Origin of the sequence: Ideonella margarita, from assembly GCF_038066635.1 — a bacterium.
In the GTDB taxonomy this organism is placed as follows: Bacteria; Pseudomonadota; Gammaproteobacteria; order Burkholderiales; family Burkholderiaceae_C; genus Ideonella; species Ideonella margarita.
Map to the genome: position 1 here is coordinate 113,354 of NZ_JBBUTI010000008.1, position 24,743 is coordinate 138,096.

Sequence of the window (24,743 nt, forward strand, 5' to 3'; positions counted from 1 at the left end):
GCGCCCGTAAGGCGCGCCTGCATGGCCACCCACCCGTTTTCTACCGGATCTGCCTTGTGCTCACGGCGCCTAGTGTGAAGGCTTCTTCGAAAACTGAATAGCCCGCCAGATCGGCATGTGCAAACCGGATACGGCCGCGGGCCTGCCGCAGGGCCGTGCGCGCCGCCTGGCTGCGCACACCCGGCACCGGGATGCTCATGGCGTGGCCCCAGCGCATCAGCTCGGCCTGCTGCAACTGCTCGGGCAGGTCTGGATGCACGGCTTGCAGGTCGGCCACGATGCGGGCCAGCCAGCTGGCCGCGGGCTGCTGCAGCAGCGATGCACGTTCAGCCACCGGCAGCGCGTGGTACGTGGTGAGCAGTTGCGGGCCGGTCAGCCCCGCGTCGGGCCGCAAGGACTGGTGCTGGGCATTCACATAACCCAGCGCGGCGTTGCCGCCGGCGGGCGCAAACACCACGTTATCCCAGGCCGCCGGCGCCCCCACGCGCTCTTGCAGCGGGCCGCGCAACAGCAGGTTGCCCACCAGCCAGGGCGCGTAGCGGGTGGCGGCTGCCGCCTCGGCCAGGGCCTGCTGCAACGCAGCCTCGGCGCCTTGCAGCAGACGTTGGGTAATGAACAGCGGCGTGGCCAGCACCACGGTGTGGGCGCGCCAGGCTTCGAGTTGCCGGGCGGCGTGGTCAAAGGCCAGCACCTGCACGCCTTGCCGCTCGGCCGTCACCCGCAGCACGGTGCGGCCTGACTGCAGGCGCGGCTGCAGCGGCGTGGCCAGCTCGCGCACCAGAAAGGCATTGCCCTCGGGCCAGGTGAACACGGCGTCGCGCTCGGCGCTGTCATCACCGGGCGGGTGAAAACCGTGGCGGCTGGCGAAGTAGTGCAGCCCGGCCCAGGCCGACACGGTGTGGATGCCGGCGCCGTAGTCGTCGCGGCAGGCGTAATCGAGGTAGCCCAGCAGGTGCGCGTCGCTCACCCCTTGGGCCGCCAGCCACACCCCGAAGGTCTGGGCATCGAGCGCCGCATGGTCGGCGGTGAAGCGCCCGGCGTGGGTCGGCAGGTTGAAGCCGAGCCGACGCTGGGCACCATCCACCAGCCGCGCAAAGAGGCGGTACTGGGCCTGGGTGGCGGGCCGGCCATCGGCGGCAGGCAGCAGGCCATCCTGCCAGGCGCCGTCGATGAACAGGCGCTCTTGCGGGGCGTGGCACAGGTAACGCTCATTGGGCACCACGCCGGCCGCGGTGGAGCGCAGCAAGCCGATGTCGTGCAGCCAGGCGCCTACCTCGATGGCGGCCGGGCCGGGCACCGGCAGGTAGTGCGCCCCGAGCGGGCAGGCAAGGCCGCCCACGCTGTGGCCGCGGCTGTTGCCACCGACCTGGTCTTCCAGTTCCAGCAGCACGGCGTCGTCCACACCGGCCTGAGCCAGGTGATGCAAAGCCGATAGGCCCGCCACGCCGCCACCCACCACCAGCACGCCGGTCTGGCGCTGCACGGCCACGGGCGGCAGGCTGCTTGATTTGCCTTGGCCAAAGCCGTCGCGCAGCTGGTGGCCACGCTCGGCGTTGGCGCCAACCCAGCGCACGGGCACCCGGCCCAGCGCATCGCGCTTCGATGCCTCAGGCGCGGGCGTGCACGCTTGCAAGCCCAGGCCCGCAAGCGGCGCGGCCCCCGCCATCGTCAACACCTGGCGGCGGCGCATCACTGGTGCACCCGGCCCCACTCGTCTTCAAACGTGTGCACCAGGCCCTGGTTCGACAAGCGGTTCGGCTCGGCCGGCACGCGGGCCATGTCGGGCGGAAAGTCGAGCAGCGCGGGCAGGCCAGCCACCGTCAGGAAGCGCAGTCCGTCAGGCAACTGCCGGGGCGGCTGCCAGGGCCGGCGACCCGCCAGGATGAAGCCCCACTCACCGAAGCTCGGCACATGCGCGTGGTACGGCGTGGTCTGCAGGCCAACGGCCTCGATGGTGGTGGCCACGGTCCAGTAGCTCTTGCGGGCGATCAGCGGTGAGGTGGTCTGCACCACGGCAAAACCACCGGCCGACAAGTGCGGGTCCAGCAGCGCATAGAAGCTGGTCGTGTAGAGCTTGCCGAGCGCGAAATTGGTGGGGTCGGGGAAGTCGACCACGATCACGTCGAACACCTCGTCGTGGCTTTCCAGCCAGCCGAAGGCGTCGGTGTTGACGATGCGCACCTTGGGCGACGTGAGCGCGTTGCCGTTCAGCCGCGTCAGCATCGGCTCGGTGCTGAACAGCTGCGTCATCGCCGGGTCCAGCTCAACCAGCGTCACCTGCTCGACGGACGGGTACTTGAGGATTTCGCGCACCGCCATGCCGTCACCACCGCCCAGCACCAGCACCTTCTTCGGCGCACCGTGCGCGGCCATCGCGGGGTGCACCAGGGCCTCGTGATACCGGTACTCGTCACGCGAGTGGAACTGCAGATTGCCGTTGAGGAACAGGCGCGTGCCGGCACCGCTGCGCGTCACCACGATGCGCTGGTAGGGGCTGCTGCTGCGGTAGACGATGTGCTCGCCGTAGAAGCGGTCTTCAGCCCAGGTGGTGAGGTGGTCAGCACCGCCCACCGCGGCGCCCAGCGCCAGCACCACACCAGCGCAGGCGAGCGCATGGCTGCGCCAGCGCGGCAGCTCGTCGCGGAACATGAAAAGCGCCCAGATCGCCACCGCGGTGTTGAGCAGGCCGAACAGCAGCCCGGTGCGGATCAGCCCGAGGTGCGGCACCAGCAGCAGCGGAAACGCCACCGCCACCACCAGCGCGCCCAGGTAGTCGAACGTCAGCACCTGCGAGACCAGGTCCTTCAGCGCATAGCGGTGGCTGAACTGGCGCTTGAGGATGCGCATCACCAGCGGGATTTCCAGCCCGACCAAGGCCCCCACCAGGCCAACCAGGCCGTAAAGCAGGATCTTGAAAGACAGCTGCCCCGTGCCGTTCAGGCTGCTGTGGGCCACGAACAGCGCGGCAGGCATCAGGCCGCCCACCAGCCCCACCAGCAGCTCGATGCGCAGGAACTGCGCCACCAGCTGACGCTCCACCAGGCGTGACAGCCACGAGCCCACGCCCATCGCGAACAGGTAGGCGCCGATGATGGTGGAGAACTGCAGGACAGAGTCGCCCAGCAGGTAGCTGGCCAAGGCGCCAGCGGCCAGCTCATACACCAGCCCGCAGGCGGCGATCAGGAATACCGAGACCAGCAGCACCACCTCGGCGGGGTGCACGCGCGAGGTCGGGGTGGCAGCGTCGGGTGACTTGGGCGCGTTCAACTCAACCGTGGATCGCTGCGGCAACGATCTGGCCGATGGCCACGAACATGCCGGCCACCACGATGCCCAGCGCCACGTTCTTGTGCTCGACGATTTCTTCCCAGAGCTTGTAGGGCGTGAGCTTGTCGATCACGACGAAGCTCGCCCACAGCACCACCACGCCAATCACGGCGTACAGCACCGAACCCAGCACCACCGCCGGCTTGAGCCATTCAAAGTCCATCGTCATCTCCTTGTATCAGCGGGAAGCGGCCTACTTGTGGCCGCCGCCCCCGCTGGAAAAACCGCCAAAAGATCCGCCGCCGGTGCGCAATCCGCCCGAGCTGCCGCTGCTGCGGCGGCATTGCTGGTATTCAGCGCTCGCCTCACCGAAGGTGGCCCGCGTCTGGTCACAGTCGTCGCGGCTGGTGCAGCGGCTCATCAGCAGGATCACCACCACCACGACGATCAGGATGATCACGCCCTGGCTGATGCCGCTGCTGCCCAAGCCACCACCACCGAGGCTGGAGGTGGGCAGACTGTCGCCGCCGAGGCTCCCCGGTGGCAGGTTGAAGCCGCGCGCAATCTCCGCCGCACCCAGCCTGCGGCCGGCCGACCAGGTGACTTCGCTGCCGGTTTCCTCGCGCGACAACACACGGCCGTCGGCGCCGGTGAAGTCGGTGACGCGCGCACGCTCATCGCGTTTGACACGCCAGTAGAACTCGCCCTGCACCCAGGTGACGGCCGCCACGTAGCGGTAGCGCTGCTGGTAGGTCTGGTCTTGCCAGGTGGCGGCGTTGCCGCGCTGTTGCGGCGCACCGGTGAGCGGGCGCACGGCGCTCCAGCCGTCTTCGGCATCCACCAGAAAAGCAAAACCCGCCTGGCGGTTGTAGAGCAGGTATTCGCGCCAGAAGGTCTGCTCGTCGTCATCGCCCGGCGACGGGATGTCGCAGCGTTCCTGGTAGCCGACCACGGTCCAGTCTTGCGCACCCTCGGGGCCGAGTGACAGGCGGCCGGTGCTGCCCAGCGGAATCTGCGGGCCGATGCCGGCCTCGCCGGAATTGTTCTGCGCGTAGTGCTTCAGGTCAGCGCCGACGCCGGCAGAGATGTCGACCACCGCATGGCACTGGCCGCAGGTGATGGCCTGCGTGCTGGCCAGCGTGGCGGTGAGCGACGCGCCGCACGACGGGCATTCCAGCGTGCGACCACTCACCGCGGCGGCGTTGTCATCACGCAGGCCGGTCAGCGACAGCGCCGAGAGGTTGATCGGCTTGCCGATGGCCCATTGCAGGGCCGGGCCGGCCGCGTCATCGAGCGTGCCGACCTCATCGCGCTCATTGCGCAGATCGACCACCGTGTGCGGCTGACCCAGGGTCGGCGGGCGCGGCAATTCGCCCACGGCCGCCGCCAGGGTGACGGGCTGGATCGACGCCACTGTCCACGCGCGGCCGTCCACCAGCACGCGCTGACCGGCATGCCACTCGGCCAGCACCGGCGGGTCGGTCAGCGGCTTCTGGTCGAAGCTCAGCACATGGCCGGCGTTGTCCTCGCTCAGCCAGGCCGAGCGAGGCGGGCCGTCACCCGAGGTGTCGAACAGCAGATGCCATTCGTTCCAGGTGCCTTCGGGGTAGCGGTACTGCAGGCGCCCCACGAGCGTGAAGCCCACGCCCTGCCAACGCCCACTGGCGCCGAGTTGCAGCGGCGTGTGGTCGTCGAACAGCTCGGCGCTTTCGCCGATCTTGCGCAGGGTGTCGCCGTCGCGCAGCAGGCTGCTGCGACAAAAGCTGCACACCGCACTGGCCGATGCCGCCGAAGCGAAATCAACCGGTGCGCCGCAATTCGGACACGCAGCGCGCCAGGCCCGCTGGGCGCGCGGGCGTGGGGGTGGCGATGCGGGGGAAGCTGGCTCGGTCAAGGCGCAGCCGTCAGACCAGCTTCTTCAGCAGCTCGGCCTTCTTGGCGCTGAATTCCTCGTCGGTCAGGATGCCCTTGGCCTTCAGATCAGCCAGCTTTTCCAGCGTGGCCATCACGGCGTCGGGGCTCATCGCCGCCGGCGCTGCGGCTGTCGCGGCCGCAGCGGGCTGCGTGGCCGCGTTCAGGCCCTGCGACATCTGCTGCGCCAGCATCTGGCCCATGGCCACACCGGCGCCCAGGCCGAGTGCGTCACCGGCCACGCCGCCGCCCTGGCCCACGCCCTCGGCCAGCTTCGGAATGGCCTGCGCGGTCTGGTACTGCATGAACTTGTTCATGTCGCCACCCACCATGCCCATGCCGATCTTCTGGTCGAGGATCTTCTGCAGCTCTTCCGGCAGCGACACGCTCTGCAGCGTCACGCTTTCCAGCGCCAGGCCCAGGGCGTCGAAGGAGGCCGCCGTGGCTTCCTTCAGCTGCTTGGCAAATTCGATCTGGTTGGCGGCCAGGTCCAGGAAGGGAATGCCGCTGGCGGCCACCGCATCACTGATGTGCTGCAGCATCAGGCCACGCAACTGGCCGTCGAGGTCTTCGGCGGTATAGCGCTCACGCGTGCCGGAGATCTCGACGTGGAACTTCTTCGGATCGGTGATGCGGTAGGCGTAGTTGCCGAAGGCGCGCAGGCGCACCGCGCCGAAGTCCTTGTCGCGGATGGTGATCGGCTGGGCCGTGCCCCAGCGCTGGTCGATCTGCTGGCGGGTGCTGAAGAAGTAGACGTCGCTCTTGAACGGGCTGTTGAACAGCTTGTCCCAGTTCTTCAGGTAGGTCAGCACCGGCAGCGTCTGCGTCGTCAGCTTGTAGGTGCCGGGGCCGAACACGTCAGCCACCTTGCCTTCGTTGACGAAGATCGCCATCTGGCTCTCGCGCACCGTCAGCGAGGCACCATTCTGGATTTCGTTGTCGGCCATCGGGAAGCGCCAGGCCAGCGTGCCATCGCCGGATTCCGTCCACTCCAGAATATCGATGAACTGTTTCTTGATGAAATCCATCAGGCCCATGGCGAGTCCCCTTCTGTCGACGCCGGCAATGTGCCGGCCACACCGGCGAGAGATGCCGGCGCGGCGAATAATACGCGTTGGGAATTGAAGATCCAGCCCCGCCCGCCCTTCAGGAAACACATGGAAGCCTTTGCGCCCAGCCCCAGCGTCTCACCTGCGCCACAACACCTGGCGGTGATCGGCGCCGGCCCGGTCGGCCTGACCCTGGCCTTGCTGGCCCACCGCCTGCTGCCCGATGCCCGCATCACCGTGTTCGATGCGCGCCCGGCCGACCGCGACGTGAGCGCCGATCCGCGCACGCTGGCGCTTTCACTCGGCAGCGTGCAGTTGCTGCAGCGCCTGGGTGTGTGGCCGGCCGAGGTGGCCCAACCGATTCTTCAAGTGCATGTGTCGCAGGCGCCGCCCACGCTGGGTGGCCAGCACCTGCGGGCCGAAGTGGCCCTGAGCGCACGCGATGAGGGCGTGCCGATGCTGGGCGCCGTGCTGCGCTACGGCCAGATCGTGGCGCCGCTGCAGCGCGCCTGGGCGGCCGCCTGCGCCGCGCACCCCGAGAATTGCGCGATGCGATTCGGCACGCCGGTGGCGGCGCTGAAGGACGTGCCCGGTGGCGTGGAAGTGGATGCCGGCGTGATGGACGCCTTCGATCTGGCCGTGGTGGCCGAAGGTGGCGTGTTCGCCGACCAGGCCCGCAAGGCCGTGGTGCACGATTACCGCCAGAACGCCTGGGTGGGCACCGTGACGCTGGATGCCAGCGTGCCGTCCGGTGCGGCCTTCGAGCGCTTCACCCGGCACGGCCCTGTCGCGCTGCTGCCTCTTCCGACGCTCTCGCCGCTGCCAGGGTCGGGCGGCGCATCTGGGCAGCGTCAAGCCTCTCTGGTGTGGTGTGTGCCCGCCGATGACGACCCGGTGCGTGCGCTGGACGATGCCCAGCGACTGGCGGTGCTGCGCTCGGTGCTGCCCGAGGCCGCCGGCCAGTTGCAGAACGTGGGCCCTCTGAAGTGCTTTGCGCTCGGCCTGAACGCCGAGCGCAGCCTGGTGCAGGGGCGCACCGTGCGCATCGGCAATGCCGCGCAAACGCTGCACCCGGTGGCGGGCCAGGGCCTGAACCTGGGCCTGCGCGATGCATTTGCGCTCATCGACACGCTGCGCCGCACACCCGACATCGAACGGGCGCTGCGCCGCGTCGAATGGGCCCGCGCCCCCGACCGCTGGAGCATGATCGCCGCGACCGATTTCCTGGCCCGCAGCTTCACCTGGCAATGGCCGGGCCTGCCCGCCGCACGCGGCCTTGGCCTCGCCCTGCTGCAGCTGGTGCCGCCGCTGAAATCTGCGTTGGCGCGGCAGATGATGTTCGGGCGGCGTTGAGGGCAGATTCACCACAAAACGGCGGCGACGGTTCGCAAAAGTTGAAACCGTTGGTTGCGCGCGGTGCCTGAAAAACAATGGCCGACCACCCTTTGCAGGGCCGTCGGCCATTTTTTGCCTGCGCCCCTGAAGGCGCTGGGTCTGGGCTGGATCAGTCCAGACGCATCATCAGGCGCACCCAGCCCACGGTGCCTTCAGGGCGGTTGCGCACCTTGAATTCAGGCAGCACCTTCAGGTCAGCTGCCCAGACGCCGCTCTCGGACGTGTAGCCCACCGACGGGCCAACGGCCAGGATCTGTGCCTTGTTGCCGTCAGCGGCCACGTTCGGGCCCTTGTCCTTGGTGGTCTGCTTCAGCACGTAGCCGTTCAGACCCACGCGCCACAGGTCGTTCAGGCGGTACATCACGGATGCATCGGCGTGCAGGTACTGGCCCGAGCGCACCTGGGTGTCGCTGTTCTCGGTGTTGAACGAGTACGTCACGCGGGTGCCGAATTCCCAGCCGTTTTCCCAGGCGCGGCCGTACAGGAAGCCGGGACGGAAGGTCCAGAACTTGCCGGAGCCGGTGTTCACCGCGCGGCTCGCCTTGTAGTCGCCGGTCGGGGCCACCACGGCGGCCAGCAGCACCAGGCGCGACTCGTCGTCCTGGAAGTCGATGAAGGGGGCGATCTCCATGTCGGCCAGGCCGGTGACCGTGCCCGAGCTGGTGGCGGCCTTGGCGTTCAGGCCGGCTTGCACGGCGGTGGCCATGGCGGCCGGGAAGCCGGCAGGGAACACGCCGGTCAGGGTCGTGTTGACGTCGAGGTTGACGATCGGCAGCGTGGCCGAGATGCCGAGACGGCCATCACCCAGCATGGTTTCGCTGACGTAGGTGACGCGCGGCACCAGCGCCACGGCGCTGATCTTGCCGCCACGCACGGCCGTCACGCCATTGCCCACCGAGGCGGACTGGTCGTTGCCGGCGCTGTCGCGGAAGGTGGTGGCGGTGTAGCTCTGGCCCCAGACCTGGCCGTACCAGCCCGGCAGCTGCGGGGTGGTCATTTCCTGGCCGGGCGCGCCGAGCAAGGCCCGCACGGACTGGTTCTCAGTCGCCTGGGCGGGGCCGAAGAAGGCGGCCATGATGGCCAGGGTCAGTGCGCTGGCGCCAAAACGTTGGGACATAGGGTCAACTTGGTGATTTTTGTTCGAGGCGGGAAGATACCCCGCCAATTAGGGGATTGCCAACGGCGGATTCCCACGTTGTGTGGAGATAGCCACAGATGGATACTGTAGCCATCGTGCTTCGGCCTGAGTAGAAGCAGCTCCCCATTCACCCACCACAACCACATGGTCACTCTTACACGCAGAAACACCTTGGCCTTGCTGGCCGGCGCCGGCACCACGGCCGCGGGCTGGCCCCTGGCCGCGTTGGCCGCCGATCCACCGATTGAAATCGACGGTTTCAAGTTCGAACCCACGATGACCGTGGCCGGCAAGGCGCTGCAGCTCAACGGCGCGGCCGTGTCGAGCATCCTGTCGGTGCGCACCAGCGTGGTTGCCCTGTACCTGCCGCGCAAGCAGACCACCGCGGAAGGCGCGCTCGCCGAGCCGGGTGCCAAGCGTCTGTGCTTCTACAGCCTGCGTGAAGTCTCGGCGAAGGACTTGTCCAACACCTTCCTCGACCGGCTGCGCCAGAACGCCTCCCGCGAGGAAATTGCCGCTGGTTTCATCCAGATCGCCCAGTTCGGCTCGGCCTTCAGCAACCGCAACAAGTTGAGCCGCGGTGACTTTGTCACCATGGACTTCAACCCGACCAGCTCACTCACCGACATCGCCCTGAACGGTCAGCGCATCGGTGAGCCGATGCAGGGCGAAAACTTCTTCCGGATGATGATGAAGATCTGGATGGGCCCGAAGGTGCGGCCAGCCACGCGCAACGGCTTGCTGGGCGATGTCAGCGGCGCCACGGGCGCGGGCGGCTGAACCAGCAAAGAAGACGCAGCTGACCCGGCGGACCGGTCAGCTGGCCTGCGCAGCCTTGAGGAACAGATCGCGGTCGGGCGCGAAGTTCGCGTAGAGCGGCAGCAGCGCGCCACCGATGGCGCGCGCATCTGAGCCGATCGCGCCCGGCAGCACGCTGGGGCGCACCACACCTTCCCAGCTGTAGCGCTCGAACGCGGCGTTCACGCTGCGCAGCAGCTCGGCCAGCAGTTCGCGGCTGATCGAGCCATCCACGATCACGCCTTCGAGATCGAGCAGGCACGTCGCGCTGTTGGCGGCCAGGGCAATGCCCGCCGCCGCCTGCTCCAGCCAGGCCTGCGTGATGGGCAGCCACGGTGCCTGCAGCGCACGCGCGTCGCTGGCGGCTGACGCTTCCAAGCCAGCCGCCTGAAAACGGGTTTCCAGCGCCAGCAGTGAAGCCACGCTCAGCAACTGCGGTGGCGCGCCTGACGCACCGGCTTGCGCCAGCCCCAGCGGCATCGAGCCGATGGCACCGGCATTGCCGTGCAGGCCGGCGCGCAAGTGGCTGTCGATGACCAGGCCACCGCCGACGAAGGTGTCGACGAAAACGTAGAGAAACGACTTCACGCTGCGACCCCGGCCGGCCACCAGCTCGGCCACGCAGGCGGCTGCAGTGTCCTTCAGCGATTCCACCGGCAGGCCGGTGACACGCTCGACTTCAGCGCCCAGATCAATGCGCTCCCAGGCCTCTGCCAGCGCTTTGGGAATGTTGAGCAGGTCTTGCCAGCCTCCCAATGACAGGGGCGCGGCGATGCCGATGCCCTGCAGCCGCTCGCAGCCGGCAGCACCCAAATGCGCGCGCAGTGCCTGCACCCGGTCGGCGATTTCCTGCAGCACCTGCGCGGGTTCGGGGAAGGCGTAGTCGCAGCTGGAACGCTCGCGCACGCGGCCTTCAAAATCGATCAGCAGCACATCCAGGCTGCGGCGCCCGACCTTCACGCCGATCGACCAGGCGCCGTCCGGGTTCAGGCCCAGCGGCACCGAGGGCTGCCCCACCTTGCCGCGTTGCGGCGCACCTTTCACCAGCAGACCTTCGTCGATCAGGCGCTTGGTGATCATCGAGACGGTCTGCGCCGTCAGGTGCGTCAAGCGCGCCAGTTCCGCCCCGGGCAGCGCGCCATGCAGGCGGATGGCCTGCAGCACCACGCGCTCGTTGTACTGGCGCAAGCCCCCCTGGCTGGAGCCGCGCGGGCGCAGCCGCAGGCCTTCAGGGTGGGGGCTGGGGGCATCAAGGGACAAGCACTTCTCCGATCACGCCCTTCTTGAACAGGAAGTTGCCGTAGGGCTGCAACTCGCCGGTCAGGACGATGGCATGTGCCTGGCGCACACGGTCGTAGAACGCAAAGCGTTCGGTGGGCTGGCATTGTGCCGCGCTGGCATGGCCGCCCTGCACCAGCATCTCGATGACGCTGCGCTGCTGCGCGCTTTGCCAACCCGGCGGCTGGGCACACACCTGCATGTAGGCCACGGGTTGCTCCACCGCCGCGTCGAGCGGCAGCAGCGCCAGCACGGCCTCGGCCACCTGCTGCACCGAGGCGCCGGGCAGGTGGATCAGCGGCTTGGGGCCGTGCGGCCCCTGGGCCAGCGTGTGGGCGGTGAAGTTGGCGTCGGCGATGACGATCTCGTCTCCATGGCCCATCTGGGCCAGCACCTTCAACAGGTCGGGCGTGAGCAGCGGAGGAATGCCTTTGAGCATGGAAAGTCGCGGCGCGCTTCAGGCCAGGCAATCGGCCGGAATGTCTTCGGCGCGCATGGCGCCGGTCATCACCGCCACGGTGTCGCTCATGCTGATCTTCTTCGGGTTCAGCACGGCCGCGCGCTTGCCCAGGCGGGCCACGTGGATCCGGTCAGCCACCTCGAACACATGCGGCATGTTGTGCGAGATGAGCACCACGGGCAGGCCCTTGTCGCGCACCCGGCGGATGAGCTCAAGCACCATGTTGCCCTCCTTCACACCGAGTGCGGCGGTGGGCTCATCCATGATGACCACGTGCTGGGCGAAGGCCGCCGCGCGGGCCACGGCCACGCACTGGCGCTGGCCACCCGAGAGCGTCTCCACCGGCTGCGTCATCGAGCGGATGCCCACCTTCAAGTCATTCATGCGGGCAATGCTCTGCGCCAGCATTTCCTTCTTGTCGAGCATGCGCAGCACGTTGCCCATGAAGCCCGGTCGGCGCAGCTCGCGGCCCAGGAACAGGTTCTCCGCAATCGTCATCGCCGGGGCCACGGCCAAGTCTTGATAGACAGTCTCGATGCCGGCGCGGCGCGCGTCGATCGGGCTGCGGAAATGAATGGGCTGGCCGTCGAGCAGGATCTCGCCTTCGTCGGGCACCACGGCGCCCGACAGCGCCTTGATCAGGCTGGACTTGCCCGCGCCGTTGTCGCCGATCACGGCGAGGATTTCGCCAGCGCGCAATTCGAAGTCAGCGCCATCAAGCGCGGTGACCTGACCGTAGCGCTTGACCAGGCCCTTGGCTTGCAGCACCAGCGGTGCGGTGTTGGAGGATGCAGTCATGGTGTGGGGCTCCGGGGCGCTCAACGGCTGGCCTTGTGGGAAAGCTGGTCGGCAGCCACCGCCAGAATCACCAGGATGCCGGTGACCAGGATCTGATAGACCGACGACACGCCCATCAGCGTCAGGCCGTTGCGGAAGACGCCAACGATCAGCGCGCCCACGAGCGAGCCGAGGATGACGCCGCGGCCACCAAACAGGCTGGTGCCGCCCAGCACCACGGCGGTGATGGCGTCGAGGTTTTCGGTCTGGCCGGCGTTCGGGTCACCGACGCCGGTGCGCGCCACGCTCAGCAGCGCCGCGATGCCGTAGAAGAAGCCCGCCAGCACATACACGCCCAGCAGGATGCGCTGGGTCGGAATGCCGGTGAGGCGCGTGGCTTCCGGGCTGTTGCCCACCGCGTACACATGGCGGCCGCGGGCGGTTTCACGCAGCGCGAACCAGGCGACCAGGTACAGGCCCAGCATCGCCACCACACCCCAGGCCACCTCGGTGCCACCGATGGTGAAGGTATTGCCCAGGCCGGTCATCAGCTCGGGCAGGTCGGTGATGGTCTGCGACTGCGAATACAGCTGCGTGATGGCGAAGGCGATGTTCAGCGTGCCCAGCGTCACGATGAAAGGCGGCAGCTTGATGCGCGTCACCAGCAGGCCGTTGGCCAGGCCGAACAGCGTCGTCACGGCGATGCCGCACAGCACAGCCAGCGCCGGCGGCATGCCCAGCTCGGTGGCGAACTTGGTCATCACCACCGAGCCCAGTGCCATCACCATGCCGCACGACAAGTCGATGCCGGCGGTCAGGATGATCAGCGTCTGGCCGATGGCGATGACACCCACCACCATCACTTGTTGCAAGACCAGCGACAGGTTCTGCCCCGTCAGGAAGCGGTCACTCTGGGTGGCAAAAAAGGCGCAGGCCATCAGCAGGGCGATGACCGGGCCGAGCGTGCCCAGCGGGGGCAGCTTGTCCTTGAGGGCGTTCATGTCAATCAGTCAGGCAACAAGTGGTGAGGTGGGCGCAGCGGTTTACTTCTTGCCCCAGCAGAGCTGGGTGCCCACCGTCGTGTCCTTGCTGTCGACGCCGGCCACGGCCTTGGCGGCGATCAGCGTCACGCCGGTGTCGGTGTAGCCGCTGGGCTTCTTGCCGGACTTGGCGTACTCGACGCCTGCGTCCACGCCCATCGCGGCCATCTTCAGCGGGTACTGCTGGCTGGTCGCGGCGATCTTGCCGGCGGCCGTGTCCTTGATGCCCTGGCAGCCGCCGTCGACCGAGACGATGAGCACGCTCTTGTCCTTGCCGGCCTTCTTCAGCGCGTTGTAGGCGCCGGCTGCTGCGGGTTCATTGATGGTGTAGACGACGTTGATGTCGGGGTTCTTCTGCAGGCAGTTTTCCATGGCGGTCTGGCCCTTGGCCTGGTCGCCGAAGCTGTCGGCCATGCACACCACTTCAGCCGGCTTGGCCAGCTCGTTGCTCTTGGCGTCCAGGCTTTGCAGACCGTAGCCCTGCAGGAAGCCGTTGTGGCGCTGGGCGCCCACCGGGTGGCCGGGCAGCAGATCGAGCGTGGCGATCTTGGCGGGCTTGCCGGCCATCGTGGCCTTGGCATATTGGCCGATCAGCACGCCGGCCTTGTAGTTGTCGGTGGCGAACAGCGCGTCGGTGCCATCGACCGGATCGGTCGGGCTGTCGAGGGCGATGACCAGGACGCCCTTGTCACGCGCCTTCTTGATCGCCGGCACGATGGCCTTGGAATCGCTCGGGGTGATGAGGATGGTCTTGGCGCCGGCGGCAATCATGTTTTCCATGGCCGTGACCTGACCGGCGTTGTCGCCGTCGGCCTTGCCCGCGCCCGTCAGCAGCTTGGCGCCCTTGGCCTTGGCGGCTTCGGCGGCGCCTTCCTTCATCTTCACGAAGAAGGGGTTGGTTTCGGTCTTGGTGATCAGGCCGATCACGGGTTCACCGGCGGCCAAGGCAGAGCCGGCCAGCGCGAACAGGGCGGCCATCGTCACGGTCTTCAGGGCATGGGTCATGGTTGTCTCCTGGGGATATTGGGCGTGCTGTAGGCCGGCGATCGGCTTTCAAGGGCCCCGGCGAGGTGGATTGTGCGCAAGGGTCGATAAATAAATCAAGTGGATTGATTAATGGAAAACCCCCAAGCCTGAACGCCGCCTTGCAAGGCACGATGCGGCCCGTGGCACCTTGAGCTGCGCGCGCGTGCTGCGCCTCGAAGCCCCCCTCATTCAACGGAGAAGACAATGTTTGTGGTTTGCGGAGAAGCCTTGTTTGACGTGTTCGCCGCGGGTGACACGCCCACCGGCATGGCGCTGGACGCGCGCATCGGCGGCTCGCCTTTCAACGTGGCCGTGGGCCTGCAGCGCCTGGGCCAGCCGGTGGCCTTCATGGGCGGCGTGTCGCGCGGCTTTCTGGGTGAACGCCTGCTGGCCGCCCTGCGCGCCGAAGGCGTGAAGGAAGACTGCGTCGCCCTGCTCGACGCCCCCACCACGCTCAGCCTGATCGGCCTCGATGCCCAGGGCGTGCCGTCGTACAGCTTCTACGGCGAAGGCTGCGCGGACCGCCTGCTGCCGATGGCAACGCTCGACACCGTGCCTGCCCACACCCAGGCCATCCATGTGGGCTCGTATGCGATGGTGGTCGAGCCCGTGGCCAGCACCCAGCGCGCGCTGATCGAGCAGCACCACCAGCAGCGCGTCATCGCCTATGACCCGAACGTGCGCCTGAACGTGGAGCCCCGCCTGGAGCGTTGGCGCGAGACGCTCGACTGGATGGCCGCCCGCACCCACCTGCTCAAGGTGAGCGACGAGGACCTGGGCCTGCTCTACCCCGGCGTGCCGCATGCCGAGCTGGCCGCCCGCTGGCGCGCCGCCGGCGTGTGCGCGGTGGTGGTCACCCGTGGTGGCGAAGGCGCCCAGGCCTGGACCGCCCAGGGCCAGCTGACCATCGCGCCGGTGCGCACCGAGGTGGTCGACACCGTGGGCGCTGGCGACACCTTCCAGGCCGCGATGCTCACCGCCCTGGCCGAGCGCGGCGTGCTGTCGCCCACGGCCCTGCCCGATGTGGCGCTGGCCGCCTGGGAAGAGGTGCTGAACTTTGCGGCCCGGGCGGCGGCCATCACCTGCAGCCGCCGCGGCGCTGACTTGCCGCGCCGTCACGACGTGAACTGACAGCCACTGACACGTTTTGAGGGTTTACCCTCATTCCGTGCCGGTGCACGGGGACGATGAGCGTGCTGCGCCCTGCTGCGCCTTGGAGGCCCGCCTTGTCCCTGACCGACCCTTACGTACGACGCGCCCGCAGCCTGCCGGCCATGCCCGAAGTGGCGGCCCGGCTGCTGACCTCCTTCGACCGCGATGACCTGAGCCTGCACGAGGTGGCCAGCCTGATCGGCCGCGACCAGGCCTTGTCGGCCCAGGTGCTGCGCATGGCCAACTCGGCCCGTTACGCCCACCATGCCAAGGTCGGCTCGCTGAATGATGCGGCGCAGCGCCTGGGCCTGCGCGCGCTGCGCGACCTGACGCTCACCGCCTGCGTGGCCCGCGCCTTCCCGGAGGTGCCGGGGTTCGATCGCATGCGCTTCTGGCGCGGCACGCTGGCCGTGGCCGCCTACGCCCAGGCCATGGCGCCGGCCCTGAAGGTGCAGGCCGACACCGCCTACCTCGGCGGCCTGATGCTGCGCACCGGCCAGCTGCTGATGATGCTGGAAGACGCCGGCGCCTGCGCCGATGTGGCCCTGCATGCGATGGAGCTCGACAGCCGCATCGGCTTCGAAGCGGTGGTGCTGGGTTGCACCCACCCGGAAGTGACCTCCGAGCTGGCGCGCCACTGGGGCTTTCCGCGCGGCCTGGTGACGGCCTTCGGCGCTGCGGCTGATCCGATGGTGGTGCGCCCCTTCAACGAGCTGGGCGCGGCCCTGCGCCTGGCCAGCGTGGTCGACGAATGCCGCGAGGCGGGTGACGACGTGGCCCAGGCGCTGCGCATGACCCACCCCGGCGTGCTGGCCCACATGAACCTTGATGTAGACGCGCTGACCGCCGCCCTGCCAGATCACCAGCTGGCCTGCGCCGGCGCCGAAACGCTGATGCATTGAGACACTGCATTCCTGCAGGCGGGCGCGGCCCGACGGGCTGCGATACTCGCCCCCCGCATGCAGGCCATTCTTTCCGTCACCCTTCCGTTTTTCGCCTTGGTGCTGGCCGGCTGGCTGGCGGCCCATCGGCGCATCCTGCCGGAAGCGGCCATCCCCGGCCTGAACGCCTTCGTGCTGTTCTTCGCCCTGCCCTGCATGCTGTTCCGCTTCGGCATGACGACCCCGGTGTTCGAGTTGCTGAACCCGGCCGTGCTCGCGGTGTATGTGCTCACGGCAGCAGTCATCGTGTTCTTCACCATCGCAATGACGCTGGGCCCGGGCCTGAGCCTGAAGAACGCCGCCTTCGGCGCGCTGGTGGCCGCCTTCCCGAACACCGGTTTCATGGGCGTGCCGCTGCTGGTGGCGCTGCTCGGGCCGGCGGCGGCAGGCCCGGTGATCTGCATGGTGCTGGCCGACATGATCGTCACCAGCTCGGCCTGCCTGGCGATTGCCCAGGCGCGTGACACCACCGGCCAGGGCCCGCGCGCGGCGGCGCTGGCGGCCGCCAAAGGTGCGTTCTCGAACCCGCTGCCGTGGTCCATCGCCCTCGGGGCTCTGGTGGGCATCGCGGGCGTGAGCCTGCCGGGGCCGGTGAACACCGTGGTGAAGATGCTGGCCGATGCCGCCAGCCCGGTGGCGCTGTTCACCATCGGCGCCGTGTTGTGGCGTGCCGGTGAACACACCCGCGCCGTGCCGCTGAAAGCCTCCAGCCTGGAGGCGCAAGCCACGCTGGTGCTGCGCAGCGAAGACTCCCAGGCGCCCAGCGTGTGGCCGCTGGGCGATGCGGGCGGCATGGCGCCCACCTCACCGGGCCGGCTCGACGCGCTGACCCGCAGCCTGCCGCGCCGCGGCCTGGGCGTGCCCATGAGCACCTACATGCCGGTCGCGCTGATCAAGCTGCTGCTGCACCCGCTGGTGGTGCTGCTGCTGGGCGCCTGCGCGCGCAGCCTCGGTGCACCGCTCAGCAGTTTCCAGCTGATGGTGCTGACGCTGGCCGCCGCGTTGCCCAGCGCCAGCAATGTGTCACTGCTGGCCGAGCGTTACGGCGCCGACAACGGCCGCGTGGCGCGCATCATCCTCGCGTCCACGCTGCTCGCGTTTGGCAGCTTCACCCTGCTGGCCTGGGCCTTCGGGGTGCGGCCGCACGGCTGATCACAGCGGCACGCTGCGCGCCATGTAGGTCGGCGGCCGGCGGTGCTTGGTGGCCTGCTCGAAGTGCAGGCCCATCGCCAGCAAGCTCATCTCGCTCCAGGCCGGGCCGACGAACGACAGGCCCATCGGCAAGCCGCGCACGAAACCCGCCGGCACGGTGAGGTGCGGATAACCCGCCACCGCCGCCGGGCTGGAGAAGCTCATGCCGTAATGGTCGCCCGCGATCGGGTCGATCAACCACGACGGCCCGCCCGTGGGCGCCACCAGCGCATCCAGGCGATGCGCCTTCAGCACCTTGTCGATGCCCTCTTCCTGCGAGCCCTTGGCGCACGCCGCCAGTGCCTGCAGGTACGCCGGGCTATCGAGGCCACCGAGGGCCTGGGCCTTGATGAACAGCTCCTGGCCGAACCAGCCCATTTCCTGCGTCTTGTTCGCTTCGTTGAAGGCGATCACGTCCGCCAGGCTCTGCACCTTGGCGCCCGGCGCGAAGGCCTTCAGCCACAGGGCCAGGTCGTGCTTGAGCTCATACAGCATCACGTCCAGTTCGGCATCACCGTAGCTGGGTTGGGCCAGCTCGACGTTGTCGATGATCTCGGCGCCCAGCGCCTTGAGCTGCGCAATCGCCTTGTCGATCAGGGCGTCGGCTTCGTCGAAGCCGGTGAAGTAGTTGCGGCACACACCCAGCCGCTTGCCCTTCAGGGCCTGGGCCGGCAGGCCGGCATCGTCGGCCGGTGCGCGGCGCGTGGCCGAATCGGCCTCGTCGCGGCCCAGCATGGCCTGGTACAGCAGCGCGGCATCGGCCACGCTGCGGGTCATCGGGCCGGCGGTGTCTTGCGTGTGCGAGATCGGAATCACGCCGTCACGGCTGATGCGGCCCACCGTGGGCTTCAAACCGACCAGGCCGTTGATGGACGCGGGCGAGGTGATCGAGCCATCGGTCTCGGTGCCCACGCCCAGCGCAGCCAGGTCAGCGGCCATGGCCGCTCCGGTGCCGGAGCTCGATCCGCTGGTGCTGCGGTCCAGCGCATACGGGTTGCGGGTGAGGCCACCGACGGCGCTCCAGCCGCTGGTCGAGCGCGTGGAGCGGATGTTCGCCCACTCGCTGAGGTTGGTCTTGCCGAGGATGACGGCGCCGGCTGCGCGCAGGCGCTGCACCAGGAAGGCATCGCGCTTGGCGCGCACACCGGCCAGGGCCAGCGAGCCGCCCGTGGTCGCCATCTTGTCGCCGGTGGCGATGTTGTCCTTCAGCAGCACGGGCAGGCCGTGCAGCGGGCCGCGCACCCGGCCGGCCTTGCGCTCGGCGTCCAGCTCGCGGGCGATCTGCACCGCGTCCGGGTTCACGGCCAGCACGCTGCGCAGCGTCGGGCCGTGGCGATCGACGGCCTCGATGCGCGTCAGGTAATCGCGCGTCAGCCGCTCGGCCGACAGGCGGCCCTGCGACATGGCCTGGCTCAGCGCTGCGGCGCCGGCTTCAGCGTGGGGGAAGGCAGGCAGGCGTGCGGCGGTGGCCGCGGTGCCGCTTGCAAGGGTGCCGGCGCCGAGGGTGGTGGCGGAGGCTTGCAGCAGGGTGCGTCGTTTCATGAAAAGGCATGTTGCCTGAGCCGCCCGCACTGCGCAGCAGGGAGACCCCCCGGGCCCTCAGGCTGTGCCAGCACCGCAACAGCCGGCGTCTCGGCCTTGCCTTCAAACATGCCAGATCGCCAATGCACACTGGCGATATGATCAAGTTTTGAAGCGATTTGTGCAGGTTGATGGCTTCCTGTTGGCTGAGCGTCTCTTCAGAATCAGCCCAGCAGCCAGTGCCCGACGGGCGGACGCCGGCGCATCCATCAAGCAAGAACGAGAGACAAACCATGGTCGACTACATCGGCATGGCCGACATCCAGCGCCTGGTCCATGAACTGGGCACCGCCACCTTCATCGAACGCCTGGCCGGGCACATCGAAGCTGATTACCGCCGCTGGGGGCAGTTCGAAAAGTCCGCCCGACTGGCCAGCCACTCCGACGTCGGCGTGATCGAGCTGATGCCCACCAGCGACGGCCGCCACTACAGCTTCAAGTATGTCAACGGCCACCCGAAGAACACGGCCGCCGGCCTGCTGACCGTGACCGCCTTCGGCGTGCTGGCCGACGTGGACACGGGCTACCCGCTGCTGCTGTCCGAGCTCACCCTGACGACCGCGCTGCGCACCGCCGCGATGTCGGCCCTGGCCGCCAAGTGGCTGGCCCGCCCGGACAGCCGCGTGATGGCCCTGATCGGCAACGGCGCGCAGAGTGAATTCCAGGCGATCGCCTTCCACCGCATCGTCGGCATCCGCACGCTGCGCCTGTTCGACACCGACCCGGCCGCCAGCGCCAAGCTGGCCCGCAACCTGCGCAGCCTGCCGGACCTGGCCGACCTCGACATCGTCATCTGCCAGAGCACCGCCGAAGCCGTGCAGGGCGCCGACGTGGTGACCACCGTGACGGCCGACAAGCGCAACGCCACCATCCTGACGCCCGACATGGTGGCGCCGGGCATGCACCTGAATGCCGTGGGCGGCGACTGCCCCGGCAAGACGGAATTGCACGCCGACATCCTGCTGCGCGCTGACGCCCGCGTGTTCGTTGAATACGAGCCTCAGTCGCGCATCGAAGGCGAGATCCAGCAACTGCCGGCCAGCTTCGGCGTCACCGAATTCGCTGACGTGGTGTCGGGCGACGCCCCGGGCCGCTCTGCCGCCAACGAGCTGACGGTGTTCGACTCGGTCGGCTTTGCGCTGGAAGACTTCTCTGCCCTGCACTTCCTGCACACGCTGGTGCAGGCGCAGCGCGAGGGCGTGCGCCAGATCGACCTGGTGCCGCAACTCGATGACCCGAAAGACCTGTTCGGCGGCACGCTCGGCGCGTCCACCCCGGCCCGCAACCGCCTCAAGCGCGTGGCCTGAAGGCCCTCGGGCTGCAGGGCCTGGCTTGGCCCTGGCCCGGCTTCAGCCCTGGCCCGGCTTTAACTCTGGCCCAGCAGCGCGCGCAGCTTCACGAAGGCCAGCGCGGCCATGGTGGCGTCGTTCACCGCGTCGTGCGCCTGCCGTGTGGGCAGGGCCAGGTCGGCCATCAGCGTCGATAGGCGCAAATCGATGCTGGCGCCGTGCTGGTAGGGCGGCAATGAGCGCTGCTTCCAGTCGTAATACAGCGCCGAGACCTCGATCTGGCGCTGCGGCAGCCGCACCCCCAGCATCGGGAAGATGGCGCGGTTGATCAGCGCCACATCGAACTCCAGGTAGTAGCCCACCAGCGGCCGCGGGCCGATGAACTGCAGCAACTGGTGCATGGCTTCATCAGGCGCCAGGCCACCGGCCACGTCCTGCTCCCGCAGGCCGTGCACCTTCACGGCATCAGCCGCAATCGCCCGGCTCGGCTTGACCAGCACGCTGAAGCGCTCGCTGGTGAGCACCCGGTTGCCCTTGATGCGCACCGCACCGATGGCGATGATCTGATCGCGCTGCGGGTTCAGGCCGGTAGTCTCGCAATCCACCGACACCCACTCGTCGGGCGGCGGCGTGTCATAGAGGTGTCGCAGGCGCTGGTCCGCCAGGTGCCACAACATCCACGCGCGGTGCAGGCGGCGCCAGGGCGCCAGCCACAGCGGCAGCGGCTTCAGGCCCGCACTCACAGCATGTCCAGCCGGAAGCGCTGGCCCAGCATCGTGCGGAAGCGCTTGACCACGCCGAGCGTGTCCTTCAGCAAGTCGCGGTCAAGGCTGGAGAGCCGCGATACGCTGATGCCCGAATAAGGCTGCCCGCTGTCCAGCGCTTCGAGACCGGCCTTCAGCCGCAGGCCCATGAAGAAGTGCAGGCTGTCGATGAGGGCGGTGGCCAGGTCCGGCGGCAGGCGCTGGTCAGCCGCCAGTGCTTCGATGCGCGCCACCGTGCCGGTGGCCGTGATGCGGTGGGCCAGCGCCAGGCTGCGCACGCCGTGCACCAGCGGAAAGAGACCGGCCTTCTTGATGTCGAGCCGCTCCTCGCCGTCGCCCAGCGTCAGCCAACGCATCCACCAGCCCTGGCCGGCATCAAAGGCGTCGATGGCCGAGGCGAAGCGGGCCATCATCGCGTCGTTGTCCAGCACGCTCTGGAACAGCTCCTGCCGCAGGCCTTCCAGCAAGCTGCCATCGCCACTCACGGCATGCGCGTCGATGAAGATGGCCAGCGCCATCAGGCTTTCGACATCGGGCGCAAACAGCCAGCGGCGCACGGTCTGTGCAAACACCGTGGCGCCATGCCGCCAAGCCGGGTTGCTGAGCATGATGCGACCCGGGCATTCGGGGTAGCCGAACTCGGCCAGCACCTTGGAAAACCGCTCGCAGATCTCCGCCAGATCCGCCGGTGGCTCGTAGCCATCGCGCAGCACCAGGCCGTTGTCCTGGTCGGTGCGCAGCAACTGCTCGCCCCGGCCCTCGCTGCCCATCACGAACAGGCAGCTGTTGGCCACCAGCGCGGGCGGCGCGATCTGCCGCCAGGCGGCGTCGAACAGCAAGGCATTGAGCTCCTGCACCAGTCGCGCGATGAGCCGCACGGGTGTTCCGCCCCGGTGCAGCAGGCCGATCAGGTGCTGCACCTGGCCCGCGGCCACGGCCAGCGCAGCCAGGTCGGTGGCCTCCATGATCTGCCGGGTGATCAGGTACGAGTGGTTCGACAGGAAGCTCAGCAAGTCCAGCTGATCGAGCGTGCCGAGGATGCGTTCACCGCCCGCCCCATCGGGCTCGGCCACCACCACCCGGCGCACCGTGTGGCGGATCATCACGGCCTGGGCATCAAACAGGTAGGCATCGGGCCGCACGCGCACCAGCGTGAAGGAGGCGAGCTCACCGACCGGCAGGGTGTCGAGCGGCCGGCCAGCCAGGATGGCGCGCTGCAGACCGGTGGTGGTGAAGATGCCCAGCCGGGGCGGCTGGCTGCGGGCGTCATGCACCAGCACGTGGTCGGTGCGCTGGGCGCTGAACAGGCGCACCACGCTGACGATGTCGGTGTCTGCCGGCACCGTGTGCACCGGCCGCACGCTGGCCTCGGCCACGCGGGCCAGCGCCAGCGATTGCAACTCATGCTGGCTGCCGCGCCGTGCCAGCGCACCGAGCTTGTTCGACAGATCCGCAAACAGCAGCGCGCCAAACGTCGCATTGCTGGCGATCAGGGCCATCACGGTGCTGCGGGCCAGCTGGTAGGCCAGCACCTCCTCGGTGGCAACAAACCGGCTGGCCACCTGACCGGCCACCAGCGCGCGGCCGTCGAAGCTGTCGTCCGGGCCGTAGCTGGCCACCACCTGGTCGCCGTCAAGCTGGTCGACATGGCCCTTGATGATGACGAACAGACAGGCCGGCTCCACACCCAGCTCCAGCGCCACGTCACCGGCGCGCAGGTAGGCGATGTCGACGTGGTCACGCACGGCCTGGCGCTCGTCGCTGCTCAGGCAATCGAAAGGCGACAAGGCGAAGTTGAAGGCGCTGGGCACGAGCGGGGCTTCCAGAAGCGGGCAATCGACCATTGTGCGCAGCCATGCCTGACGCGGGCCTGTTCCAGCGCAAGCCTGTCGCATTCACCAGAGGCCCCCGCAAGGTCGGGCCTTCTGCACAATCCAGCCCATGAACACGCTTGATTCGCTGCAGCGACGCCACTGGCTGGGCGCGGCCCTGGCCACCGGCCTGGCACCGGCCTTTCTCCGGCATGCCTGGGCGGCCGACCAGCCCCGCTTCGCGCAGGGTGTGGCGAGCGGCTTTCCGAGGCCCGACGGCATGGTGCTGTGGACCCGCCTGACCGGCCCCGACCTGCCCGAGCGGGTGGAGGTGCAGTGGGAAGTGGCGCATGACGAACGCTTCAGCCAAATGGTGGCCAAGGGCACCTGCACGGCGGAGGCCGCCTGGGCCCACAGCGTGCACGCCGAGCCCGCAGGCCTGGCGCCCGACCGCTGGTACTTCTACCGCTTCCGCGCCCTCGGCGACCAGAGCTCCGTCGGCCGCACCCGCAGCACGCCCGCGCCTGACGCGGTGCGGCCGCTGCGCTTCGTGATCGCCAGCTGCCAGCGTTATGACGCCGGCCACTTCGCCGCCTGGCGCCAGGCCGTGACCGACGCGCCCGACCTGGTCGTGTTCCTCGGCGACTACATCTACGAATACGCCTCGCGCGCCGATGCGCTGCGGCGCCACGAGGGCGGCGCCGCAGTCACGCTCGATCAATACCGGGCGCGCTACGCCACCTACCAGTCTGACCCCCTGCTGCAGGCCGCCCACGCCGCCTGCCCCTGGGTCAGCATCTGGGACGACCACGAGGTGGAAAACGACTATGCCGGCCTGCAGAGCCAGACGCTGGATCCGGCCTTCCGCTTTCGGCGCAGCGCCGCCTACCAGGCCCACTGGGAGCACCTGCCCTACCCGCAGGCGCTGCGGCCGGACCGCGGCGAAGCCCGCATCCACGGCACGCTCGACTGGGGCGCGCTGGCGCGGCTTATCCGTCTGGACGGACGGCAGTTCCGCGACCCGCAGGTGTGCCCCAAGCCCGGCCGTGGCGGCTCGAACACGCTGACGCGGCAAGCCTGCCCGGCTTTTGATGAGCCCGGCCGCAGCCTGCTGGGCCGCCCGCAGGAGCAGTGGCTGGCCAACGCCTGGGACGACCGCCGCCCCTGGAACCTGCTGGCCCAGCCCACGCTGATGTCGCCTTTCAGCTGGACCGACCCCGGCGCCCCGGAAGGCGGCACCTGGTGGACCGACGGCTGGGACGGCTACGCGCCGGCCCGCCAACGGCTGCTGGATGACCTGGCTGCGCGGCGCGTGGCCAATGCCGTGGTGCTGGGGGGTGACGTGCACACCCACTATGTCAGCCAGCTGCACCGGGTGGCGCGTGACCCCGCCTCGCCCATCCTCGCCAGCGAGTTCTGCGGCAGCTCCATCACCAGCCCGTCGCTGCCGCAGTCGCGGGTGGCCGGTGCGCTGCCGTTCAATCCGCATGTGCTGTATGGCCGGGCCGACCAGCGCGGCACGATCAGCTTCGTGCTGACGCCGCAGCGCCTGGAAGCCACGCTCACGGCTGTGGACAACCTGGCCGATCCAGCCAGCCCGGTGCGGGTGGCGGCGCGCTATGTGGTGGAGGCGGGCAAGCCGGGGCCGGTGGCGGCTTGAGCCGACCGGCGTTCAAAGCCAGACAACAAACGGCCGTCGCCGAACGGCGACAAAACCCGTTCAACGCCGTGAAAGCCGCGCTCCGTCCATCGTCCCGATAGCCGATACCCAGCGGCGGGCCGCGGGGCTAAGGTGCAGCCTCCCCGCCGAACCGTGGCCAAAGCAGCCACGGGCGTGCGGCACAAGAAGACAACTGCCCAGCACACCAACCACAG

At 68.7% G+C, this 24,743-nt stretch carries 21 protein-coding genes; 7 read left to right on the top strand and 14 right to left on the bottom strand.

The features are described from left to right. Positions 1-40: 40 nt before the first annotated feature. Genes AACH00_RS12970 through AACH00_RS12990 form a run of 5 tightly spaced genes read right to left on the bottom strand, consistent with a single transcriptional unit; the run spans position 41 to position 6,215 of the window. Positions 41-1,690 carry an FAD-dependent oxidoreductase gene (locus tag AACH00_RS12970; protein ID WP_341399568.1) on the bottom strand — a complete coding sequence of 550 codons (1,650 nt, stop codon included), beginning with the start codon at positions 1,688-1,690 and terminating at the stop codon, positions 41-43. Beyond that, a complete protein-coding gene (locus tag AACH00_RS12975; protein ID WP_341399569.1) occupies positions 1,690-3,267 on the bottom strand; it encodes a polyamine aminopropyltransferase in 1,578 nt (525 codons plus the stop codon). Before AACH00_RS12975 ends, AACH00_RS12970 begins: the two co-directional genes overlap by 1 nt. Position 3,268: 1 nt before the next feature. Continuing rightward, positions 3,269-3,490, bottom strand: coding sequence for a DUF350 domain-containing protein (locus AACH00_RS12980; protein ID WP_341399570.1), 222 nt, complete (start codon positions 3,488-3,490; stop codon positions 3,269-3,271). 30 nt (positions 3,491-3,520) lie between these two features. Then, positions 3,521-5,161 (bottom strand): DUF4178 domain-containing protein, encoded by a 1,641-nt coding sequence (locus tag AACH00_RS12985; protein ID WP_341399571.1) that lies wholly within the window; start codon positions 5,159-5,161, stop codon positions 3,521-3,523. A 10-nt stretch (positions 5,162-5,171) separates the two neighbouring features. Beyond that, on the bottom strand, positions 5,172-6,215 hold the full coding sequence (locus tag AACH00_RS12990; RefSeq protein WP_341399572.1) for an SPFH domain-containing protein: 1,044 nt from the start codon (positions 6,213-6,215) through the stop codon (positions 5,172-5,174). A 120-nt stretch (positions 6,216-6,335) separates the two neighbouring features. Here AACH00_RS12990 and AACH00_RS12995 point away from each other — a divergent pair, with 120 nt between their 5' ends. Continuing rightward, positions 6,336-7,580 (top strand): FAD-dependent monooxygenase, encoded by a 1,245-nt coding sequence (locus AACH00_RS12995; protein ID WP_341399573.1) that lies wholly within the window; start codon positions 6,336-6,338, stop codon positions 7,578-7,580. Between the two features lie 151 nt (positions 7,581-7,731). On the opposite strand, the gene AACH00_RS13000 is transcribed toward AACH00_RS12995, so the two are convergent. Continuing rightward, positions 7,732-8,739 (bottom strand): SphA family protein, encoded by a 1,008-nt coding sequence (locus tag AACH00_RS13000; RefSeq protein ID WP_341399574.1) that lies wholly within the window; start codon positions 8,737-8,739, stop codon positions 7,732-7,734. Between the two features lie 165 nt (positions 8,740-8,904). Between AACH00_RS13000 and AACH00_RS13005 the strand changes: the two genes are divergently transcribed. Further along, positions 8,905-9,540, top strand: a complete 636-nt coding sequence (locus AACH00_RS13005) for a chalcone isomerase family protein (protein ID WP_341399575.1) — start codon at positions 8,905-8,907, stop codon at positions 9,538-9,540. A gap of 36 nt (positions 9,541-9,576) precedes the next feature. Here the strand turns inward: AACH00_RS13005 and AACH00_RS13010 are convergent, their stop codons facing one another. From AACH00_RS13010 to AACH00_RS13030, 5 genes are read right to left on the bottom strand one after another with little or no spacing between them, the layout of a single operon-like run. Next, a complete protein-coding gene (locus tag AACH00_RS13010; protein WP_341399576.1) occupies positions 9,577-10,818 on the bottom strand; it encodes an ROK family transcriptional regulator in 1,242 nt (413 codons plus the stop codon). Further along, a complete protein-coding gene (locus tag AACH00_RS13015; protein ID WP_341399577.1) occupies positions 10,808-11,275 on the bottom strand; it encodes an RbsD/FucU family protein in 468 nt (155 codons plus the stop codon). Before AACH00_RS13015 ends, AACH00_RS13010 begins: the two co-directional genes overlap by 11 nt. Positions 11,276-11,293: 18 nt before the next feature. Continuing rightward, on the bottom strand, positions 11,294-12,094 hold the full coding sequence (locus AACH00_RS13020) for an ATP-binding cassette domain-containing protein (RefSeq protein ID WP_341399578.1): 801 nt from the start codon (positions 12,092-12,094) through the stop codon (positions 11,294-11,296). Positions 12,095-12,114: 20 nt separating this feature from the next. After that, positions 12,115-13,074: an ABC transporter permease gene (locus tag AACH00_RS13025; RefSeq protein ID WP_341399579.1), complete on the bottom strand. Its 960-nt coding sequence runs from the start codon at positions 13,072-13,074 to the stop codon at positions 12,115-12,117. 42 nt (positions 13,075-13,116) lie between these two features. After that, on the bottom strand, positions 13,117-14,091 hold the full coding sequence (locus AACH00_RS13030) for a sugar ABC transporter substrate-binding protein (protein ID WP_423221936.1): 975 nt from the start codon (positions 14,089-14,091) through the stop codon (positions 13,117-13,119). A 252-nt stretch (positions 14,092-14,343) separates the two neighbouring features. Here AACH00_RS13030 and AACH00_RS13035 point away from each other — a divergent pair, with 252 nt between their 5' ends. The 3 genes from AACH00_RS13035 to AACH00_RS13045 all read left to right on the top strand — a co-directional run bounded on the left by AACH00_RS13035 (position 14,344) and on the right by AACH00_RS13045 (position 17,384). Next, positions 14,344-15,270 carry a carbohydrate kinase family protein gene (locus tag AACH00_RS13035; protein ID WP_341399582.1) on the top strand — a complete coding sequence of 309 codons (927 nt, stop codon included), beginning with the start codon at positions 14,344-14,346 and terminating at the stop codon, positions 15,268-15,270. 95 nt (positions 15,271-15,365) lie between these two features. Next, on the top strand, positions 15,366-16,193 hold the full coding sequence (locus AACH00_RS13040; protein ID WP_341399583.1) for an HDOD domain-containing protein: 828 nt from the start codon (positions 15,366-15,368) through the stop codon (positions 16,191-16,193). A 57-nt stretch (positions 16,194-16,250) separates the two neighbouring features. Continuing rightward, entirely contained in the window at positions 16,251-17,384 is a 1,134-nt protein-coding gene (locus tag AACH00_RS13045; RefSeq protein ID WP_341399584.1) for an AEC family transporter, read from the top strand. Here AACH00_RS13045 and AACH00_RS13050 read toward each other — a convergent pair whose 3' ends face one another. Beyond that, positions 17,385-18,965, bottom strand: a complete 1,581-nt coding sequence (locus AACH00_RS13050) for an amidase (protein WP_341399585.1) — start codon at positions 18,963-18,965, stop codon at positions 17,385-17,387. A 272-nt stretch (positions 18,966-19,237) separates the two neighbouring features. On the opposite strand from AACH00_RS13050, the gene AACH00_RS13055 reads away from it, so the two are divergent. After that, positions 19,238-20,311 (top strand): ornithine cyclodeaminase, encoded by a 1,074-nt coding sequence (locus tag AACH00_RS13055; protein ID WP_341399586.1) that lies wholly within the window; start codon positions 19,238-19,240, stop codon positions 20,309-20,311. Positions 20,312-20,370: 59 nt separating this feature from the next. On the opposite strand, the gene AACH00_RS13060 is transcribed toward AACH00_RS13055, so the two are convergent. After that, entirely contained in the window at positions 20,371-21,036 is a 666-nt protein-coding gene (locus AACH00_RS13060; RefSeq protein WP_341399587.1) for a 3'-5' exonuclease, read from the bottom strand. Then, entirely contained in the window at positions 21,033-22,868 is a 1,836-nt protein-coding gene (locus AACH00_RS13065; RefSeq protein ID WP_341399588.1) for a putative nucleotidyltransferase substrate binding domain-containing protein, read from the bottom strand. The genes AACH00_RS13060 and AACH00_RS13065 overlap by 4 nt, the downstream gene beginning before the upstream one ends. Before the next feature lie 130 nt (positions 22,869-22,998). Between AACH00_RS13065 and AACH00_RS13070 the strand changes: the two genes are divergently transcribed. Continuing rightward, positions 22,999-24,528 (top strand): alkaline phosphatase D family protein, encoded by a 1,530-nt coding sequence (locus tag AACH00_RS13070; RefSeq protein WP_341399589.1) that lies wholly within the window; start codon positions 22,999-23,001, stop codon positions 24,526-24,528. The last annotated feature ends 215 nt before the right edge of the window (positions 24,529-24,743 follow it).